18 protein-coding genes are annotated in these 19,003 nt (G+C 51.3%); 7 read left to right on the top strand and 11 right to left on the bottom strand.

Features of this window, described 5'->3' with window-relative positions; translation table 11 throughout:
• Positions 1-65: 65 nt before the first annotated feature.
• The 3 genes from EAE_RS19285 to EAE_RS19275 form a co-directional block, all read right to left on the bottom strand.
• Positions 66-1,013, bottom strand: a complete 948-nt coding sequence (locus EAE_RS19285; RefSeq protein WP_015705389.1) for an aldo/keto reductase — start codon at positions 1,011-1,013, stop codon at positions 66-68.
• Between the two features lie 84 nt (positions 1,014-1,097).
• The gene (locus tag EAE_RS19280; RefSeq protein ID WP_015705388.1) at positions 1,098-1,787 is read right to left on the bottom strand and encodes a type 1 glutamine amidotransferase domain-containing protein; all 690 of its coding nucleotides are present in this window, start codon (positions 1,785-1,787) and stop codon (positions 1,098-1,100) included.
• Positions 1,788-1,795: 8 nt separating this feature from the next.
• A complete protein-coding gene (locus EAE_RS19275) occupies positions 1,796-2,104 on the bottom strand; it encodes a hypothetical protein (protein WP_014831950.1) in 309 nt (102 codons plus the stop codon).
• Positions 2,105-2,243: 139 nt separating this feature from the next.
• On the opposite strand from EAE_RS19275, the gene EAE_RS19270 reads away from it, so the two are divergent.
• Positions 2,244-3,143, top strand: coding sequence for a LysR family transcriptional regulator (locus tag EAE_RS19270; RefSeq protein ID WP_015705387.1), 900 nt, complete (start codon positions 2,244-2,246; stop codon positions 3,141-3,143).
• A gap of 36 nt (positions 3,144-3,179) precedes the next feature.
• On the opposite strand, the gene EAE_RS19265 is transcribed toward EAE_RS19270, so the two are convergent.
• Entirely contained in the window at positions 3,180-4,088 is a 909-nt protein-coding gene (locus tag EAE_RS19265) for a LysR family transcriptional regulator (RefSeq protein ID WP_015705386.1), read from the bottom strand.
• 212 nt (positions 4,089-4,300) lie between these two features.
• On the opposite strand from EAE_RS19265, the gene EAE_RS19260 reads away from it, so the two are divergent.
• Together EAE_RS19260 and EAE_RS19255 are read left to right on the top strand one after the other, a co-directional pair.
• Positions 4,301-5,287 (top strand): aldo/keto reductase, encoded by a 987-nt coding sequence (locus EAE_RS19260; RefSeq protein ID WP_015366639.1) that lies wholly within the window; start codon positions 4,301-4,303, stop codon positions 5,285-5,287.
• A 46-nt stretch (positions 5,288-5,333) separates the two neighbouring features.
• Positions 5,334-6,515, top strand: a complete 1,182-nt coding sequence (locus EAE_RS19255; RefSeq protein WP_045414205.1) for an aldo/keto reductase — start codon at positions 5,334-5,336, stop codon at positions 6,513-6,515.
• Positions 6,516-6,632: 117 nt separating this feature from the next.
• Here EAE_RS19255 and EAE_RS19250 read toward each other — a convergent pair whose 3' ends face one another.
• From EAE_RS19250 to EAE_RS19220, 7 genes are all read right to left on the bottom strand, one after another.
• Complete coding sequence (locus tag EAE_RS19250; protein WP_015705384.1) at positions 6,633-7,670, bottom strand: aldo/keto reductase; 1,038 nt, start codon at positions 7,668-7,670, stop codon at positions 6,633-6,635.
• A 164-nt stretch (positions 7,671-7,834) separates the two neighbouring features.
• A complete protein-coding gene (locus tag EAE_RS19245) occupies positions 7,835-8,044 on the bottom strand; it encodes a hypothetical protein (RefSeq protein WP_015705383.1) in 210 nt (69 codons plus the stop codon).
• 21 nt (positions 8,045-8,065) lie between these two features.
• A complete protein-coding gene (locus tag EAE_RS19240) occupies positions 8,066-9,025 on the bottom strand; it encodes a LacI family DNA-binding transcriptional regulator (protein ID WP_015705382.1) in 960 nt (319 codons plus the stop codon).
• A gap of 77 nt (positions 9,026-9,102) precedes the next feature.
• Positions 9,103-10,008: an ROK family protein gene (locus EAE_RS19235; RefSeq protein ID WP_015705381.1), complete on the bottom strand. Its 906-nt coding sequence runs from the start codon at positions 10,006-10,008 to the stop codon at positions 9,103-9,105.
• A gap of 43 nt (positions 10,009-10,051) precedes the next feature.
• Positions 10,052-10,366: a PTS lactose/cellobiose transporter subunit IIA gene (locus tag EAE_RS19230; RefSeq protein WP_015705380.1), complete on the bottom strand. Its 315-nt coding sequence runs from the start codon at positions 10,364-10,366 to the stop codon at positions 10,052-10,054.
• Positions 10,367-10,390: 24 nt separating this feature from the next.
• The gene (locus tag EAE_RS19225) at positions 10,391-11,713 is read right to left on the bottom strand and encodes a PTS sugar transporter subunit IIC (RefSeq protein WP_015366646.1); all 1,323 of its coding nucleotides are present in this window, start codon (positions 11,711-11,713) and stop codon (positions 10,391-10,393) included.
• Positions 11,714-11,727: 14 nt separating this feature from the next.
• Complete coding sequence (locus EAE_RS19220) at positions 11,728-12,039, bottom strand: PTS sugar transporter subunit IIB (protein ID WP_015705379.1); 312 nt, start codon at positions 12,037-12,039, stop codon at positions 11,728-11,730.
• A gap of 169 nt (positions 12,040-12,208) precedes the next feature.
• Here EAE_RS19220 and EAE_RS19215 point away from each other — a divergent pair, with 169 nt between their 5' ends.
• The 4 genes from EAE_RS19215 (at position 12,209) to EAE_RS19200 (ending at position 18,700) form a co-directional block, all read left to right on the top strand.
• Positions 12,209-13,480, top strand: a complete 1,272-nt coding sequence (locus EAE_RS19215) for a PTS sugar transporter subunit IIC (protein ID WP_032708022.1) — start codon at positions 12,209-12,211, stop codon at positions 13,478-13,480.
• A gap of 208 nt (positions 13,481-13,688) precedes the next feature.
• Positions 13,689-15,026, top strand: a complete 1,338-nt coding sequence (locus EAE_RS19210; RefSeq protein WP_015705377.1) for a maltoporin — start codon at positions 13,689-13,691, stop codon at positions 15,024-15,026.
• Positions 15,027-15,037: 11 nt separating this feature from the next.
• Positions 15,038-17,233 (top strand): CBM35 domain-containing protein, encoded by a 2,196-nt coding sequence (locus EAE_RS19205; protein ID WP_015705376.1) that lies wholly within the window; start codon positions 15,038-15,040, stop codon positions 17,231-17,233.
• 48 nt (positions 17,234-17,281) lie between these two features.
• Complete coding sequence (locus tag EAE_RS19200) at positions 17,282-18,700, top strand: glycoside hydrolase family 1 protein (RefSeq protein ID WP_015705375.1); 1,419 nt, start codon at positions 17,282-17,284, stop codon at positions 18,698-18,700.
• The last annotated feature ends 303 nt before the right edge of the window (positions 18,701-19,003 follow it).

Below are 19,003 nucleotides of genomic sequence, written 5' to 3'. Positions count from 1 at the left end.
GATTAGGATCGCCCGGAACAGCCCGTTCGTGAGTGCCATTCATGACAGTCTGTCCCGGATGGGGTTTACACCATCGGTTTTTCCCAGGCGCCTCGTGTATCCACTCTGGTCTCTGTGGCGAGTTGTTCCAGCAGGATGATTTCCTCATCGCGTAACTGAATGTCTGAAGCGCAGGCGGCGTCCAGAACGTGATGGGCTTTAGTCGCACCAACGAGGGGAAGGGTGCCTTTTGCAATAGCCCATGCGATGGCTATCTGTGCAACGCTGGCATTCCTTTCGGCTCCCATTTTTTTCATGGCGGCGGTTAATCTTTCTATCTGCGGCAGTACTGCGTTATAACTTTCGGCCCGGCCACTCCCGGCAGGCATGGGATGATTTGAATCATAACGACCACTGAGCGCGCCTTGCTCCAGGACCATGTAAGCAAAGAACGTGATGTTATTTTGTCGGCAATAATCAAGGATCCCGGCCTCTTCAGAGGCGCGATAAAGCAGGCTGTAGTGATTCTGTACTGCACTGAGGGAATAACCGGAAGCGTTAAGGATTTCGTTGGCGCGTCTGATTTGTGCCAGATTGTGGTTGGAAACCCCGACGCGTTTTACCTTACCGCTTTGTAAAAGTGGGATCAGACCTGGCGTCCATTTCTCAACGTCGAGGGGATTGTGGATCCAGTAGATATCAATCACGTCCACACCCAGACGTCCAAGGCTGGCCTCAAGCATATCGCTGACAGGCTGCGCTGACTGTTCGTCAGCAATCTGCGGTGTGAATTTGGTGGATAAAATCATATCCTCGCGGGGGAACTGACGGACTAATGTTCCCAGCGCTGCCTCGGAACTCCCCATGCCATATACTGCTGCGGTATCCCAGAGATTGAGACCCTTACTCATGGCCGTGGTGAACACGTCTGCCATCTGAGTATCAGAAAGATGATTGCCGAAGACGGTGTCGCCACCGGCAAAGCCTGTGCCCCAGGACCATGTGCCCAGCGCGACGGAAGGTAGTGTTTTCATATTCAGCTCCTGTAAAAAGGCCGGAACGTTGCTGACGTAAACCGGCCAAAGAGGGTGAGTAACGATGAAAGACAGATGAATGAATTAAGTTGGCTGGCGGAGGGCATTTAACAGCGCCACACCGACACCGTGCGCTGAAGCGGGATTCTGCCCCGTGATAAGGCGTCCGTCGGTAACCACGTTTTCAGACCAGTTCGGGGCTTCATGATGAAGCGCGCCATGCTCGCGGAGTGCAGTCTCAAGCAGGTAGGGAACCACATCTGTGGTGTGAACTTCTTCCTCTTCCTTGTTGGTAAAGGCCGCCACGTTTTTGCCTTTCACCAGGTATTCGCCGCTGCTGAGCTTTGCGTCAACCAGTGCCGCAGGCCCGTGACAGACGGCTGAGACAATCCCATCACTTTCATACACTTCGCGGATAATACGCTGGGCATCATGGCTGTCGCGGAAATCCCACATGGTTCCATGCCCGCCCGCAAAGAAAACGGCGCTGTAATCGGAACCGTTCAGCTCAGATAACGCAGGCGTTGTGGCCAGGCGCTGCTGAAAATCGGTTTCGTTCCAGAACCAGGCGTTGACAGAGTCACTGAGGTCAAATCCATCCACCGGCGGCTGTCCCCCGCGAATGCTGGCTATCGTCGTTTTTAGGCCAGCATCTTCCAGTACTTTCAGCGGATGCGTCAGCTCAGCCAGGAAAAAACCGGTTGGTACACCGGATGCGCCTTTAATCGGATGACTGGAAACGACACACAGCACGGGTTTATCTGCAGGTTTCATATCGGGCCTCACTCTTTATTCTTAAATTCAGCGGCAAAGAGATTTTCCCAGTTAATAAAGGAGCCAAGCGGAATGCACTCAAAGCTTAATAAGCCAGCTTTAGCCAGCGGGAACTCGGCCATTACGTTCATTGCTTCATCGACAGAGTCACATTCAAGAAAAATAGCGACGCCAGGTCTGTCCTGACGGAAGTAGATGTCGCGGATGAAGCCGGATTTATACAATCCCCAAGCGTGTAGCGCTTCAGCGTTAAGGTGTGGAGCATATTTTTCCAGCGATGCTCCAGGTGCGGGGATATCCAGACATAAAATTCGCATCATAGTCTCCTGAACTCAGGTCGTTGTAGAAAGAGATAAAAGTATAAGAGGCGAATTTCACGAAGATTAGAGGAGCATTGACTTAAGCATCTTTAGACTGTACTTAATAATCAGGCGGAGATTGCTTTAGGAACACATTATGAATAACGCCCTGTATAACCAGATACGCATCTTTCAGAGCATTGCACGTGAGGGCAATATTTCGGCAGCCGCAAGAAAACTGGAAATTACGCCTCCCTCCGTCAGCAATGCGCTTAAGCTGCTGGAAGAGCATATTGGCCATCCGCTTTTTGTGCGTACGACCCGCCGTATTGAGCTGACGGAAACTGGGCAGCTGTTGCTGGAACAGACCGCTGCGGCGGTGGAGTCGCTGGAAAATTCGCTTGAAAGCATTCGCGACCAGAATCAGGAGCCCTCTGGTATCGTGCGAATCACGCTCTCGCGTTTTGCCTATCTGTTAATTCTTAAGCCTGCCATGGCGGAATTCTGTCAGCAATACCCGGGTGTACAGCTGGAAATTTCGGTTTACGACGGTACCGTGAATGTTATCGAAGAGCGTTTTGATCTTGGGATCCGTTTTGGCGATATCCTCGAAGGTGGGGTAGTGGCGCGGCCGTTAATGAAACCCTTTCGTGAAGGGTTATATGCATCCTCAGCTTATATCAGCGAGCATGGAATGCCCGAGGTGCCGGCTGACCTCAGTCAACACAAGCTGATTGGCTACCGTTTTATTACTAACAACCGCATCCTTCCGTTGATTCTGAACGATCGCGGAGAGCAGTTGACGGTTGAGATGCCCGGGCAGTTAATCAGCAACGATATTGACGTTATGGCAGACGGGATCCGTAACGGCCTGGGAATCGGACGTTTGTTTGAACCCATCTTACAGTTACAGCCGGACAGGGAGCGCTTTATACCCGTGATGGAGAGCTACTGGAAAACCTACCCGCCAGTGTATCTCTATTACCCCAAAAACGCGGGTAAAACGAAAAGAGTGAAGGCCCTGATTGATTTTCTGATATCCGTTACGGGGCGATAAAGACGATAACGCATCGTCCCGCATGGAAGTGCTATTTCACAACCCCAGCGGCCTGGCCTCCTGGATGAACTCAATCAGAAGGCGAAGCCCGGTCGGTAGTTGCCGGCGGCTTGAATAATAGATATGAAAACCTTCCTCCAGCGGGGACCACTCCGTAAGCACCAGGCGGAGCCGTCCATCCTTCACATAGGGTGCAACAAGAGGCTCCGGAAAATACATCAGGCCGGCTCCGCCTAATACGGCCACAAGGCCCGTTTCAGCCTGATTGACCGTCACAGAGCCTGGCACAGTGATTTGGTACGTTTCGCCGTCTCGCTCAAGTTCCCAGCGATAAATCCGATCGTCGCCGAGACGATTGCTTATACAGCGATGGTGTAACAAATCATCCGGATGTTCAGGCGTTCCGTAACGTTCCAGGTAGTCGGGGGATGCTGCGATAACCCAGCGAATATCGGCAGATAAACGGCGGGCAACCATGTCTTCCGGGACGGTGCCACCATAGCGGATACCCGCATCGAAGCCCGCATCAGTGACGTCAACCATACGGTTGCTGGCCACAATATCAATTTCAATATCGGGATAGCGATCCATAAACGCAGGCATGACCGGCGCAAGCAAAAGATTGGCCGCTTCAACGGCAGCATTGATGCGGATACGTCCGGTAGGGGTATTACGATACCGGTTAAGCGATTCAAGCGCGCCTTCTATCTTGTCGAAAGGCTGAAGGACAGACTGAACCAGTTCTTCACCTGCAGCCGTAGGGGTAACGCTCTTGGTCGTACGATTAAGCAGGCGAACCCCGAGCCGGGTTTCCAGTCCCTTCAGAGCATGACTAAGCGCTGATGCACTGACACCTAATTCAATCGCCGCACGGCTGAAACTGCGATGACGTGCAATAGCCATGAAATAAATGAGATCGGCGACATCAGCTCTGCTTATTTGCATACAGAATAGTTTTCCTTGTGCGTTAAAGGCCGAATGCGTTGATACGGAAATGATATACACATTAGACCGACCAGGGCTAATCCGTTGCTGAATTTTTTTCACAAGTCCATCCACTCATCGCCTCTCACTGAACACGTTGTGCTTCGTTATTCTTGAAAATTATGCGCTCTGGCCGTCGGTCAGGGCGGAACATTCACTTAACGGAGCCGTGTATGAACTATACGCATCTTGGCCGCACCGGCCTGAGAGTCAGCCGCCTTTGTCTCGGAACCATGAATTTTGGTGACGTCACCGACGAGAAAACCAGTGCCCGCATTCTGGATGAAGCGCTTGAGACGGGTATAAATTTCATTGATACAGCAGATGTGTATGGCACTGAACAATCACCCGATATCCAGCAAGGTTCGGGGCTGTCTGAAGAAATTATTGGTCGCTGGCTCCAGCAGGGTGGCCGCCGTGACCGTATCGTTCTGGCGACGAAAGCCTATCAGCCAATGGGACCGGGTCCGAACGATCGGCGTCTTTCTGCTTACCATATTCGCAAAGCCTGTGAGGACAGTTTGCGACGGCTTAAGACCGACCATATTGACGTCTATCAGATGCATCACATCGATCGCTGTACGCCATGGGAAGAGATCTGGCAGGCCATGGAACTCCTTGTTCAGCAGGGAAAAGTCCTTTATATCGGTAGCAGCAATTTCGCGGGCTGGGACATTGCGACTGCACAGTCAGTTGCCACGGCCCGTCATTCCCTGGGCCTGGTTGCTGAGCAAAGTCTCTACAATCTGACTGCCCGAACTATTGAGCTGGAGGTCATTCCCGCATGCCGTCATTTTGGGCTGGGACTGATTCCCTGGAGCCCACTTGCCGGAGGGTTGCTTGGCGGCGTACTGAAAAAGATGGCAAGCGGGCGCCGTGCCAGGCCCGAGTTTTCCCGTCTTATCGAACAGTATCGTCCGCAGCTGGAAGCCTACGAAGGATTATGTGAGGACCTCGGTGAAACACCTTCCGATGTGGCGCTTGCGTGGCTCCTGCAGAATCCTGTCGTTACTGCTCCACTTATCGGGCCACGTACGGTCGAACAACTCCGGGAGGCGCTTCACGCAACGACAATCACGCTATCAGACGACACCATGAGCTGCCTCGACGAAATCTGGCCCGGACCCGGGGGAGAAGCGCCCCAGGCTTATGCCTGGTAATGATCAAATTAATGAATCCTTTCTTCGCTATAGGGAGTTCCAGTTTATGAGCAAGATGATGCATGACCAGCATTCTGCTTCTGTACCCGCTTCCCGGGATCGTCGCAATTTTCTGATCGCCGGCGCCGGTCTGGCGTTGGCCGCTACCACCCTTGGCAGGAGCGGAGCAGTGATGGCTAAACCGGCTGGTCAGGACACGTCGAACGACCCTTCGGATGCTGTTCCCGTCCAGAAGGAGACCTTAACCACGCGTAAACTCGGCTCGCTGGAGGTTTCAAGCATGGGGCTGGGGTGTCTGCCCATGGTGGGGTATTACGGCGGTGGTCCGCGCGATCGTAAAGCCATGGTTTCGCTCATCCGGGCAGCCTTCGAACAAGGCATCACGTTCTTTGATACTGCCGAGGTGTATGGCCCCCATCTCAGTGAAGAATTTGTCGGGGAAGCACTGGCCCCCGTTCGCGATCGTGTGGTGATTGCCACTAAGTTCGGTTTCGGCGTGGAGGAGGGGAAGCCTACCTCCCTAAACAGCCATCCTGACCATGTTCGCCGCGCCGTAGAGGGCTCGCTAAAGCGTCTGAAAACGGACCACATCGATCTTCTTTATCAGCATCGCCCCGATCCGAATGTGCCGATTGAGGATGTGGCAGAAACCGTGAAGGCGTTGATCCAGGAGGGTAAAGTGAAACACTGGGGATTGTCGGAAGCCAGTGCCAGGACAATCCGCCGCGCACATGCGGTACTCCCTGTGGCTGCAGTGCAGAGTGAGTATGCCATGTGGTGGCGTGAACCGGAGACACTGATATTTCCAACGCTCGAAGAGCTGGGTATCGGTTTCGTACCTTACTGCCCGACCGCCCGCAGCTTCCTTGCCGGAGCAGTCAATCCAAGCCAGCGGTTCGACAGCACCGATCGGCGGCATAACCTGCCACGCTTCCAGCCCGATGCACTGGCCAAAAACATGGTACTGCTTGAATTCGCGCAATCGTGGGCCCGCCGCAAAAACACCACTCCGGTTCAGTTCGCACTGGCCTGGGTGATGGCACAGCGGCCATGGATAGTCCCCATACCGGGTACGACGCAATATCCGCACCTAATAGAAAACAGTGGTGCACCGCAAGTCCGGTTGACGGACAGCGAATTAAGCGAAATCGATGCAGCGCTTGCCAGGATCCCATTGCAGGGCGGTCGCGCAGATCCGTTTACCGAAAGTCAGTTTGATAAAAGTTAAACGGTGATGGCCACCTTTATACTTACTGTCACAGGGAGACTGTAGATAATGTCTCCCTCTGTGTTATTGTCAGGGATAAACCACATGAATGGACTAAATCATAACGCGCTTAGGGCATTAACAGTCCTGTATTGCTGAAGGCGGCGTGAGTGAAGGTGGCGTATCCGGAAGTGGGGGGATGATCCCGTCGACGGGGTGCGGCAGATAGTGTGCCTCGAGTTCCATGATTTCGGCATCGCTAAGTGAAAAGTCCAGCGCGCTGATAGCCGTGGAAAGATGTTCTGGTTTCGTCGCGCCGATGATCGGTGCTGTGATGACCGTTTTTGATAGCAACCAGGCAATTGCAACATGGGCTCTTGGCACATCGTGCTTTTCAGCAATGCTGGCAACAACATCAATAACGGGCTTATCCAGCAGGGCTGCGTTCTCATACATTTTTAACGCAAAGGCATCGTTTTGCGTTCGTCGGGACGTGACACTCCAGTCTCGCGTGAGCCTGCCCCGCGCCATCGGACTCCAGGGGATCACACCAACGCCCTGGTCTTCACACAGGGGCAACATCTCGCGCTCTTCTTCCCGGTAAAGCAGGTTGTATTGCGGTTGCATCGTAATAAATCGGGTCCAGCCGTTACGCTCTGCAGTATGCTGCATTTTTGCAAAGCGCCAGGCTTCCATAGATGATGCGCCGATGTAACGTACTTTTCCTGATTTAACGAGGTCATGCAGAGCCTCCATGGTCTCTTCAACAGGCGTTGAGTGGTCAAAGCGGTGAATCTGAAAGAGATCCACATAATCCATACCTAAGCGCATCAGGCTGTCGTCAATAGACTGAAAAATGGCCTTGCGGGAAAGAAACCCGGTATTGGGTGAGTTGCGCCACGGAAAGAAGGTCTTTGTCGCCACAACGACCTCATCGCGTCTGGCCATTTCTCTCAGCGTTTTTCCAGTGATCTCTTCAGAACTTCCGCCCGAGTAAATATTCGCGGTATCAAAAAAATTAATGCCCGCTTCAAGCGCCTGGCGAATGAGCGGACGTGACGCCTTCTCATCCAGGGACCAGGGTTGAGGCAAGCGTTCAGGTTCACCATAGCTCATACAACCGAGACAAAGACGGGAGACTTGCAAACCGCTACGACCCAGATTCACATACTTCATTCTGTGTTCCTTCTTTTATTGCCAGCAATTCTGTATGTGACAGGGTATTGCACTGACATGAAGGGAACCAGCATGCGCCATCGAATGGTGTTGTGAGCTATTTTCACAGATGGGCGTAATCGTCAGTGGATTTTACATTCAAGGACAGCGCCCACACGCTGACATCATTCATTATTGTTAGCTGAGGTTTTCGGGCACGCCTGACCAACAGGAATAACGATTTTTTCACGGTGTTCCCCGCGTTCATAAACGCAGATTGTACCTTCATCTGTATTGACCTGTTCCTTCAGCGGGAGCCCTGGTTCCTGCGCAAAAATGCGAAAGGATGCGACCAACATCAATGCCAGAGAACACAAAAGCTGGACTGCATTCATATCTTCACTCCTGAAAAATATTTAACTCATTTCCAGCACCGACTGGCGAGGCGTAAGCTTACCAATTATCGGTGGCAGTTCCGTTTCGCGAAGCGGACGACCCTCAACGATGCTTTTAATACGCTGTACGCACTGGTGCAGGAGGGGTTCCATTGGCCATGAAATACAGGTCAGTTGCGGATATAACTGCGTGGCCAACGGTGAATCCTCAAGACTGAGGAGGGATACCTCCTGAGGCACGGCAATATTAAATTCGCGGAAGAGGCGCATGGCCTCCGCAGCGTAAGCATCACGCTTAACTACGATGGAAGAGAACTTGCTCAGACTATTAATAAGCGTCAACAGCGCGCGTTCGACACTCTCATTGGCTGTTAATACCAACTGGCGATTAAACGGAAATGAGTAGTTCTGCAACACATTGCGATAACCTTCAACCATTCGCTTGCTTGCGTCATCCGTCTCGTTATCGATAACCAGCGCGATGTTGCGATGGCCTTTACCTATCATGTAGCGGCAGGCGCTCTCCGTAGCAAAGGCGAAATCGTAGCCCTGACTTTTCGCGTCCACCACGGGTCGGTCGAAAGAAATCACGTTATCGCCACTGCCCGGTACAACTGGTCCGAACACTACAACGGCGGCGCATTGTCGTTGTAAATCATCTACCGAAGCTGCATGTTCGACGTCATTATCCACATACTGGACGATCAGCGTTTTGTTCAGCACTTTCATTGCGCGCGCAAGCGCGGGAAGAATACGTGCGCCACTGCTTTCCTCACGTGAGGAAAGCACCACACCGATATGGCTTGATGACTGACTCGCCAGGTTTTGCGCGGCGAAGCTTGGGCGGTAGTTGAGTTCTTCTACAGCCCGTAATACCGCCTCACGGCTCTCTTCGCGAACACCCCTGGTCCCCGTCAGCACGCGGGAAACCGTTGCTCTGGAAACATTGGCTAATCGAGATACATCATCAATCGTTGGCATAGCGTTTTCTGCGTGGTGAGTTTTCATCATCTTAACATAACCCTCCCGAAGAATCGTCCCGTCGCCGGTCATGACGCTTATGTTTCGTTCGCGTTCAGCCGGGGAAGCCAGGCTGCGCCACGTACGCCGCTGGCGTCGCCAAAGCGCGCCGGAACAATGCGCGTATAGCAGGTTTCAGAAAAGAGATAAGAAATAATAGCGACAGGCAGATCATCGTAGATTCTGCTGACATTCGACAATCCTCCTCCTAACACAATGACCTGGGGATCCAGAATATTGATGACTGACGCCAGGCTACGGGCAAATGCATCAATAAAATGCCGCCAGTGTTCGCGCGCCTTCGGATCTCCCTGTTCTGCGGCGTTGATAATTTCCTGAGAGGTCAGGTTTCCCGGGAAACGACGGGCAAAACCGGTACCGGAAATAAAGGATTCAATACAGTTATGCTTGCCACAGTAGCAGGGCTGAGCGGGGCCATCAATCGCTGGTACGTACCCCGGAAGCGGGTTGTGCCCCCATTCGCCGGCAATGGCGTTTGGGCCTTGTAACAAATGCCGGCGCACGGCGATCCCACCGCCACACCCCGTACCGATAATCACACCAAATACGGTGTCAGCCTTTGCACCTGCGCCATCTACCGCTTCAGAGAGAGTAAAACAATCAGCGTCATTGGCAATCCACACTGGCTGCCGGATACGTTCGGCAAGATCGGCTTTCAGATCGTGACCATTAAGAACCAGGCAATTGCAATTTTTGATGAGCCCCGTTTGCGGGTCAATTGCGCCAGGCAGACCGACCCCTACGGTGAAGGGTTCCGGGCTAGCCGCGCGGGCATCATCAATAAGGCTCACCAGATGCAGCATAAATTCAGCGTAACTTTCTTTCTGAGTCGGCTGGCGCTTACGCCAGAGATAATCGCCTTGAGCTGAAAGCAATACAGCTTCCATTTTTGTGCCACCGATATCCAGTCCAAGATAATGCATACAATCCTCTGTCATAAGAGAGGCCGCGGCCTCTCTGCTGTCGTTATGCCTGGTGCGGGCGTGTGCGGTAAATGTGAATAAGTTCGGTCACCAGCTCCCTGGCCAGAATGGAGGTCATCAGGTGGTCCTGCGCATGCACCATCACCAGCGTCATTTTGGTTTTCCCTTCGCCTTCATCAACTTCAATGAGCTGGGTTTGAACAAGGTGAGCTTCGCGGGCAAAATGAGTCGCCTCTTTCATTAGTTGATCTGCGGCTTCAAAATCACCTTGCTTTGCGCAGCCGAGGGCTTCATAACAAAGGCTGCGCGACTGACCCGCGTTAATGATGATGCCCATAACTTGTTCTTCTAATTCCATGTTTTTTTCCTCTATGTTCTACTTTCAGGCGGATTGAGCCGCATCTTCTGCATGTTCAACCGCGTTTTCATGCTCTTGTTCCAGAAGCTGTTTTTCGTAGGCCTTCAGGAAGGGGAAGTACATGACGGCAGATGTCACCATGCATATCAGGCACAGGATCACAGGGCTGAAGCTCCAGTTGGCTGCCCATGATGCGCCAATGGGTGCAGGTGTTGTCCATGGCGTCATCGATACCACACGGCTGACTAAATCAAGATCCAGTGCAAACCATGCGAAGGTGGCATTGACCATCGGGACCAGCACAAACGGCAGGAAAAACAGAGGATTCATAATGATGGGCGCACCAAACAGAATGGGTTCGTTAATGTTAAACACCCCTGGTACCACGCCCATTCGCCCAATAGTCCGCAAATGGATGGCTTTGCTGCGCAGCAAAAGGAAGGCCAGCGGCAGCGTCGAGCCAACACCACCAATTAGCAGGTAATGGTCCCAGAAACCCTGAACGTAAATATGCGGGATAGCTTCACCCGCGGCGATTGCCGCCTGGTTTACGGACAGGTTTGCCATCCAAAAAGGGTTCATAATACCGGTGACGATCAGCGCACCATGGATACCGGCAAACCAGAGCACCTGGCACACCAGCACCGAGAGGAGCACTGCGGGGAGCGTATCGGACGCGGCAACCAGCGGTTTCACCAGCGACATAATCGCTTCGGGAATAATCATCCCCAGTTGCGCTTCAATAAGCAGGTTCAGCGGATGCAGCGTGATGACGATTGCCAGTACCGGGATGAGGATCTCAAACGAGCGCGCTACGCCAGTTGGGACCTCCGGCGGCAGGCGGATGGTAATATTATGTCGCTTCAGGAAGGCGTAAAGTTCCGTGGAGTAAATAGCCACCAGAATGGCGGTAAAGATCCCTTGACCGGAGAAGTAGGCCGTTGAAATCTGCCCGTCCTTCAATGGCGCAGCGACAAGCAAAAAGGCCATTAAAGAGAGCATCCCGGCGGTAAGTGCGTCGAGATCGTGGTGTTTGGCCAGACTTGCGGCAATCCCGACGGAAATAAAGATCGTCATAATTCCCATGCTGAAGTTAAAGGGCAGCATGAGAGCTTCACGGTGATCGAGCGAGAATTGCAGCCATGCCCTGGCGAAGCCCCAGGATGTGTCGGGCGAGAAGGGGGGGAAGATAAATACCAGCATAAAAGAACCCACAATCATGAACGGCAGAGCGGTAATGAAGCCGTCACGAATGGAGGTGACATATTTTTGCTGGCCGACGGCGCCCGCCATCGGAGTAATTTTCTTTTCGATAACCTGAATTAGTTTTGCGTACAGAGAGCTCATAGGGTTTCCCTTCTTTATTTGTTATCTATCAGGGAGAGGGCGAAATCGAGAACGGCGCCCCCTTTTTGCATGCCGTAATCCATCATGTTGATTGGCTCAACGCGGATCCCGTATTTATCGGCTTGTTTCTGTAGATCGCTTTGCATGTACTTCACCTGTGGTCCAAGCAATACCACCTGGTAGTGACCAACCTGCTCGGCAAATTCGGCAACGCCATACGCCTTGATTTCCGCTTCCAGGCCACGCCTGTGCGCTTCATCGACCATTTTTTTTACCAGCAGGCTGGTAGACATCCCGGCAGAACAACACAACATGATTTTTTTCATAACGTCTCCTTTGAATTTATGGCTGGAATATAGTCACCACGGAACAAAACGGAAAGCGCTTTCCGTTTGCGGATAAGGTAATTGTGACCACGATCACTTGAGAGCACCTTTCACTTTGTATGAATGTGCGCGATCATCCCTGCTATTCAAGAACTACTAAGGTCGACTTATGAACATTCATTTGATGAATGTTGCTGTGGATTTGATAGAGCAACGCCTCACGCCGGTGGCGAATATAATCACTAAAAATCAACACATTACAGCAATGCGAGACGGCTTTTCTCTTGCAATGCCTTTTGTCATCGTGGGAAGTCTGATGGTGCCAATGCTGTTTCCACCGTTCGCCATTTCAAGCACCTCACGATTCGGATCTTTTTATCTGCTGCTGCGTCCGATGCTGTTACCAACCTTTGAGCTGACGCTCGGCCTGGTGGCGTTGATTGTTGCATTTGGTGCAAGTGCCAGCCTTGCCAAGCAATATCAATTACCGGAACGGTTATGCGGGCTCACCGGATGTCTCGCCTTTCTGCTGTTTATCGGTTTTCGGGATAATGGCGCGACGAATGTTTTTCTGGGAGGGATGGGGCTTTTTACTGCCCTCATTTCAAGCGCATATTCGATTGAAATTATAAGGTTTTTTTATAATAAAGGGTGGTGCATTCGTTTGCCGGATGAGGTGCCGGTGATGACACGGAATGGTTTCCAGCTGCTGATGCCGCTGCTGGTGATTATGCTTTCCATCAGCGTGATGAATGCCGTGATGCTGCAGACGACCGGACAGATTTTGCCGCAACTGATTGGGGAAGCATTGCGCCCACTCATTGTAGCGTCAGATACTCTCACGGCTGTGCTTATCTCCTTGTTTCTGTGTAATCTTTTATGGTTCGTCGGTATTCACGGCGCGCTGATCATTACGGGGATCATGAACCCGTTCTGGCTCACCTATCTGTTTGAAAATCAGCGAGCCCTGGCCGCTGGAGAGGCTGTGCTGCCCCATATTTATTTACAGGGGTTCTGGGATTTTTATCTGTTGATTGGCGGTATCGGCTCTACGCTGCCACTGGTGTTTATGGCAATACGAAGCCGCTCAAGGCAGTTGAAGAGTGTGGGAAAGATTGGTCTTTTGCCTTCTCTGTTCAACATTAATGAGCCAATATTGTTTGGCTTCCCCGTCATCATGAACCCGGTTTTTTTACTGCCCTTTGTTTTTGTTCCGTTGATAAATGCCTGTATAGCCTGGTATTTGACGCAAATGGGTATCCTCGACAGGGCCGTTGCAATGCTGCCATGGTCAATGCCCTCACCGCTGGGTGCTGCATGGTCGGCCAACGGTAGCTGGAAGAATATGTGCATGTGCCTATTTGCCTTTTTCAACGCATGGATGCTTTATCGTCCATTCTTTAAGGTTCACGAACGCCAGCTGATGCAGCTGGAAAAATAACGCTCCTCTTGCTGTTTCTGCCCATTTCTCGTGGGCAGAAGCTTAATTAGTGATATTCATCACAAAAATATTCTCAAAGATCTCAAATTTGTGATTCAATCCGGCAAACACGGAAAGCGCTTTCCGTTAATGGATGTACATTTCCATTTTAGATCCTTACATTTCCCCTGCACGTTTAACCGTGAAAATAAAAATTCAAAGGGAACCTATGCAAACGTTATTTAAATCAATACCTCTGTCCTTGATTACCCTCACTGTCATCAGCAGCTATGCCAGCGCAGATGAGAAATATGATTTTGCACTCCACGGCTATTTGCGCTCAGGGATCCTCGCCAACAGTGACGGAAACCGGGTGGATTCAGTGGGACTGATGCCCGACGGGAAATGGCGTCTGGGTAACGAAGAAGATACCAAGATTGAGCTTATCCCGACAGTAACGCTGAAATCGGATACTGGCGCAGTTGCTCGTGTTCAGGCCAACCTGACGCATCAAACAAAATGTACCGCAGACTGGAACTGTACCGACGATGACGGTAAAGAAACCCAGTTCCGCGAAGGTTTTGCTGAGTTATCAAATCTCGATTTTGCGCCGGATATGACTTTCTGGGCGGGTAAACGTTACAGCAGCTCCAATCTTTCCAGTCACCAGTTCGACTGGGAGTATATTCAGTACAACGGAACCGGGGGCGGGTTTGATAACCTGGATTTAGGCTTCGCGCGCTTTGACGCCGGCGTTTATGCGTTTTCAACAACGGATGAAGCCAAAGCCTATCCCGTGGCTCTGGGGGATCAGGGATACCCTGACGATTACTCGCTTAACCTCTGGTTTAAAAAAATCGGCGGCACCGGGCTGGATGTTGAGCTTATTGGCCACCATATGAACCGCAACGAAAACCATCCCACTTCTGCTGAAAAAGGTTATGGCGTGACGGCGCTGTATAACGTCGACAGTTTTTATGGGCTGACAGGTGGCTATTCCCGCATTGTTTTCCAGTACGGCAAAGGGCTCGCTGCCGCTGACTCGCTGGGTAAAAACGGCTGGGGTTGGGCAAACCTGGAAGACACCCAGTCCTGGCGCGTGATTCTGGATGGCATGGCCAGTCTGGGCGAAGTGGACGTATCGACCTTTGCATTTTATCAGAAAGATAAAAACTACCGCTGGTGGACCAGCGATGATGACGGCTGGGGACGCTCCATGTGGGTGGCGGGTATCCGGCCGTATCATCAGATAACGAAGAATTTCGCCATGCAATATGAAGTGGGTTACGAATATCTGGATGATAAAAACTACATGGGGGTAAACGGCAAAGGAAAGGGGGGCCTGACCAAGGTGACCATTGCGCCAACGCTCACCTTCGATTCTGGATTCTGGAGCCGTCCACAGCTGCGCTTCTTTGCCACGTATGCCAAATGGGATAAAGGCGTCTCGGATGCGATAGACAGAAATTACGACTGGAGCACCGGTACCCTTAGCCCGGGGGGATACTCTCGCAGCGGGGATACCGATACGCTGAATTTTGGTGTACAGGCTGAAGTCTGGTTCTGAGGAGATAAGAGATGGCTTTCCCGATTCGAAAACTTCTGCTCGTCTCCTTACTGTCCGCGCTGGGAAGCGCGGGGGTGCTGGCGGCGGAACAATCCCATTTTGAACATTTTATTACTCGTGATGGTGCTGCGTTAAAAGACGGCGATCGGCTCTTTCGCTTTGCCGGGATCCATGCCCCGGAGCTGCATCGTATAGAGGATGACGCGAGAGGAACCTGCAAAGCGGATCCGCGCGGGTGGGGGCAATATTTCAAATGGCCTACTGCTGAAGAGCAAGAAAACTGGATTAAAGCCCTGGTGCAAACGGGTGCTAAAGCACAGCGCGTGTATGTGCTATCCGTTCAGCAGGAAAACGACGCGGCCTGCGGACGTGAAACGCATATCCTGTCGCCGGAAACGCCTGACGGCATGCCGCGGCTGAATGAAGCGGCAATGAAAGTTTATGACAACATGATTGCTGAAGCAGATAAGCAGGGGCTTCGCCTGATTCTACCGTTTATCGATCACTGGTGGTGGTGGGGTGGGAGAGAACAGCTTGCCTCATTTTATCATGAAAAACCTGAGGATTTTTATCGGACGAACAGTAAAACCTTCCAGGCTTATCTTGACGTGATTCGTCAGGTTATAACCCGGACGAACACCATTACGGGACGCCACTACTACGATGAAAAGGCGATTATGGCGTGGGAAACGGGTAATGAGCTGGAGGACACTAACGCCGATTTTCTTCATCAGACATCTGCCTGGATCCGTAAATGGGCACCCCATCAGCTTGTCGTAGATGGGACTTATAAAAAGGTGAATGATTTCGCGCTCAGCGATCCGAACGTCGACATCATCAGCAATCACTATTACACCAATGCCAATAACAACCACCCCGGGCAGGTTCGTAAAGATCTGGAGGCGATTGGTGGCAAAAAAGTCTATCTGGTTGGCGAATTTGGTCTCCTCGACCAAAAAGACCTTAACGCTATCATGCAGTCTATTGTGCATACTGAGGTCAATGGCGTGCAGGCCGCGGGCGGCTTTATCTGGGGTTTTCGCGGTCATCGGCATGATGGCGGTTTTTACTGGCACAAAGAGTATACCGGACACTATAGCTACCATCTGCCTGGCTTCCCGGATGAGGGGAAAGCGAATCAGGAGATGGAGGTTGTCAACCTGGTACGGACTGCCGCCGCACAAATGGCTGGTCTGAGCAAGGTGCCAGATTTGCCGGTACCAGAAGCACCGAGGTTACGCGAGAGCGATTCCCCCTTTGCCATTAACTGGATGGGGTCACCCGTTGGTCGTTATTACGACGTGGAAAGAGCTGTGCAGCCACAGGGCCCATGGACACGCGTCGGAAAGGACATTTCCGACGGCAAAAATGAATGGGATCCATCGAAAATGAGTCTTTTCCGCGATAATTATCGCAGCCTGACGCTCGGCCAGACTTACTACTATCGGGTAATCGCTAAGAATGAAAGTGGTCAGTCAGCACCTTCAAACGTGATTCGCCTGAAACATATGCAGAAAAACCTTCCACCGGTTATTACCCTGCAGGACATGCTTTCTACCACTGTCGATAGAGGCGTTCAACTCAATGCTGCCTGGCAGGATGACAATCTACCTGGCCCGAAAGTCAGCGTAGCGTGGAGCCATGACGGTAAGAATAACGTTCACTTCTGTAACAGCAGTAAAGAGGAAACCCGAGTCTGGTTCTCCGCGCCGGGCGACTATGCGTTGACCTTTACTGCTGATGACGGGTTGCTGGAAAGCAGCAAAACGATAAATGTCAGCGTGAAGCCCGCTGTGAGGCCTGTACCGGCAGATTATTGCAGCTTTGGCAGCGGGACTATGGATGTTAGCAAGGGAACACTTAACTCCATTAAAAGTGAAAAAGATACGTTAGCCATCGGAGAAGACGGTTTCCTCGGGCCTTTCGCGCATGACGGAGACAGCGTGAGCTGGCAGGTTAGCGCTCCCTGGGACGGTAAATTTACCCTACACGTGAAATTTAACGGCAAATGGGGAAGCAAGAAAAACTCGTTCATCGTGAACGACGGAACGCCAGTCAGAATTGAATTTCCGCAAACGGATGAGAAGGGCAAGACCATAGTCGTTCCTGTTTCGCTCAAAGAGGGGGGTAATACCATCAGTTTTGGAAAGTTTACCGGCGACTGGGGATATATGTTCATCAAATCAATTGAAGTTACTGCAGAGTAATTATTTGGCTGCCCTTTTGGGGCAGCTTTTTAACATTCAGGAGGCATTATGAATCGGTATCAATTTCCGGAAGGTTTTTTTTGGGGGGCTGCAGCATCAGGCCCGCAGACAGAAGGCTTCGCGAATAAGCCGCACCGTTCTATCTGGGATAGCTGGTATGCAGAACAACCCAACCGCTTTTTCCAGCAGATTGGTCCGCAGAAAGTATGTGAAACCTACAGCAAGTATAAAGAGGACGTTGCGCTAATGAAGCAAACGGGATTTAACTCGTTTCGTACTTCCATTCAGTGGTCACGGCTGATTGATGATTTTGAAACCGGTACCCCAAACGCAGAAGCTGTCCGGTTTTACAACAACTACTTCGATGAGATGATCGCCAGCGGCATTGAACCAATGATTAATCTTTATCATTTCGACATGCCGGAAATATTGCAAAAGCAGTATGGCGGTTTTGAATCACCCCATGTGACGGATCTTTTCGCAAGGTTTGCCCGCACTGCATTTGAGCTATTTGGTCATAAGGTCAAATACTGGATCACCTTTAATGAGCCGATAGTACCTGTCGAAGGCGGCTATCTTTATGATTTCCATTATCCTTGCAAAAAAGATGGCAAGCTGGCGGCGCAGGTTGCATTTAACATTATGCTGGCGCATGCAAAAGCGGTGCACCTGTACCGGAAACTTGAGCTACCGGGCGAAATAGGCGTGGTGCTTAATCTGACTCCCTCGTATACCCGAAACAATAGCGACGAGGATAAAAAAGCAGCGTGGTATGCCGACCTGTTCTTTAATCGCAGTTTCCTTGAACCGCTGGTTAAGCATGAATTCCCGAAGGAGTTATGTGAAGTCCTCGCAACCCATGATTGCTTGCCAGAAATAAAAAAAGCGGATGTCGATCTGATAACGAGTTCGCGGGTAGATTTCCTGGGGGTTAACTACTATGTTCCACGTCGGGTTAAAGCGCGCGAATGTCCCTATGAACTTGATTACTTCACGCCAGAGTATTACTTCGAGAACTACAGCGATCCCGAAGGGCGCTTCAATCCGTATCGCGATAATAACGAGATTTTTCCGCAGGCGATTTACGATATAGCCAGCAACATCCGCGATAATTACGACAATATGAAGTGGTATCTGGCTGAAATCGGTATCGCCATGGATATCCAGTCAGAAGGTCCTGTTCTGGCTGATGGGGTTATTGATGACACTTTCCGTATCGAATTAATGGAAGAACACCTCGAACAGCTCCATCGCGCCATCAGCGAGGGGGCGAACTGCTTTGGCGTACACCAGTGGACATTTATTGATAACTGGTCGTGGATAAATAGCTTTAAACGCCGTTACGGTTTCTGGCGACTGGATCTGGAAAGCGGGGAGCGACAGATAAAGCGCAACGCTCTTTGGTTTGCACAGTTGGCTGCCTCTAATGGATTTACGCCCGGAGCGTTTATAAAGGGCAACAAGTAATGGTCTCGTTCTATCGCATGATATTTAGGGGAACGGACGGTGGAGACAATCATGTTTAACGGCGTGATTTTATATTAGAAGAGGAAAATAGTCCGCACGGCATAGACTGAGCGGGCTATTAGGGAGTCATCCAACTTAACAATCAACATGATTTAACATAATATACATTATGCGCACCAATGTGGATTGTGTCTGATAACGGCGTTGCCGTGTGTATTTGCTTTGGTTATTGCTGGCCTACGCTGACTTCCAGACTCATGATATCCTCACTCTGACATGTCGCTTTTTCCCATGGCTACTGGC

The sequence above is a fragment of the Klebsiella aerogenes KCTC 2190 genome (genome assembly GCF_000215745.1).
Taxonomy (GTDB): domain Bacteria; phylum Pseudomonadota; class Gammaproteobacteria; order Enterobacterales; family Enterobacteriaceae; genus Klebsiella; species Klebsiella aerogenes.
Note: the sequence above shows the minus strand (reverse complement) of the source record. Positions and strands in the feature narration are given on the sequence as shown.

Bases quoted from the DNA above. Each gene is read 5' to 3' on its own strand.
- EAE_RS19235 (WP_015705381.1), bottom strand. From the start codon at position 10,008: ATGCATTATCTTGGACTGGATATCGGTGGCACAAAAATGGAAGCTGTA.
- EAE_RS19265 (WP_015705386.1), bottom strand. From the start codon at position 4,088: ATGCAAATAAGCAGAGCTGATGTCGCCGATCTCATTTATTTCATGGCT.
- EAE_RS19245 (WP_015705383.1), bottom strand. From the start codon at position 8,044: ATGAATGCAGTCCAGCTTTTGTGTTCTCTGGCATTGATGTTGGTCGCA.
- EAE_RS19200 (WP_015705375.1), top strand. From the start codon at position 17,282: ATGAATCGGTATCAATTTCCGGAAGGTTTTTTTTGGGGGGCTGCAGCA.
- EAE_RS19280 (WP_015705388.1), bottom strand. From the start codon at position 1,787: ATGAAACCTGCAGATAAACCCGTGCTGTGTGTCGTTTCCAGTCATCCG.
- EAE_RS19270 (WP_015705387.1), top strand. From the start codon at position 2,244: ATGAATAACGCCCTGTATAACCAGATACGCATCTTTCAGAGCATTGCA.
- EAE_RS19260 (WP_015366639.1), top strand. From the start codon at position 4,301: ATGAACTATACGCATCTTGGCCGCACCGGCCTGAGAGTCAGCCGCCTT.
- EAE_RS19285 (WP_015705389.1), bottom strand. From the start codon at position 1,013: ATGAAAACACTACCTTCCGTCGCGCTGGGCACATGGTCCTGGGGCACA.
- EAE_RS19240 (WP_015705382.1), bottom strand. From the start codon at position 9,025: ATGCCAACGATTGATGATGTATCTCGATTAGCCAATGTTTCCAGAGCA.
- EAE_RS19215 (WP_032708022.1), top strand. From the start codon at position 12,209: ATGAACATTCATTTGATGAATGTTGCTGTGGATTTGATAGAGCAACGC.
- EAE_RS19225 (WP_015366646.1), bottom strand. From the start codon at position 11,713: ATGAGCTCTCTGTACGCAAAACTAATTCAGGTTATCGAAAAGAAAATT.
- EAE_RS19255 (WP_045414205.1), top strand. From the start codon at position 5,334: ATGAGCAAGATGATGCATGACCAGCATTCTGCTTCTGTACCCGCTTCC.
- EAE_RS19230 (WP_015705380.1), bottom strand. From the start codon at position 10,366: ATGGAATTAGAAGAACAAGTTATGGGCATCATCATTAACGCGGGTCAG.
- EAE_RS19250 (WP_015705384.1), bottom strand. From the start codon at position 7,670: ATGAAGTATGTGAATCTGGGTCGTAGCGGTTTGCAAGTCTCCCGTCTT.
- EAE_RS19210 (WP_015705377.1), top strand. From the start codon at position 13,689: ATGCAAACGTTATTTAAATCAATACCTCTGTCCTTGATTACCCTCACT.
- EAE_RS19205 (WP_015705376.1), top strand. From the start codon at position 15,038: ATGGCTTTCCCGATTCGAAAACTTCTGCTCGTCTCCTTACTGTCCGCG.
- EAE_RS19275 (WP_014831950.1), bottom strand. From the start codon at position 2,104: ATGCGAATTTTATGTCTGGATATCCCCGCACCTGGAGCATCGCTGGAA.
- EAE_RS19220 (WP_015705379.1), bottom strand. From the start codon at position 12,039: ATGAAAAAAATCATGTTGTGTTGTTCTGCCGGGATGTCTACCAGCCTG.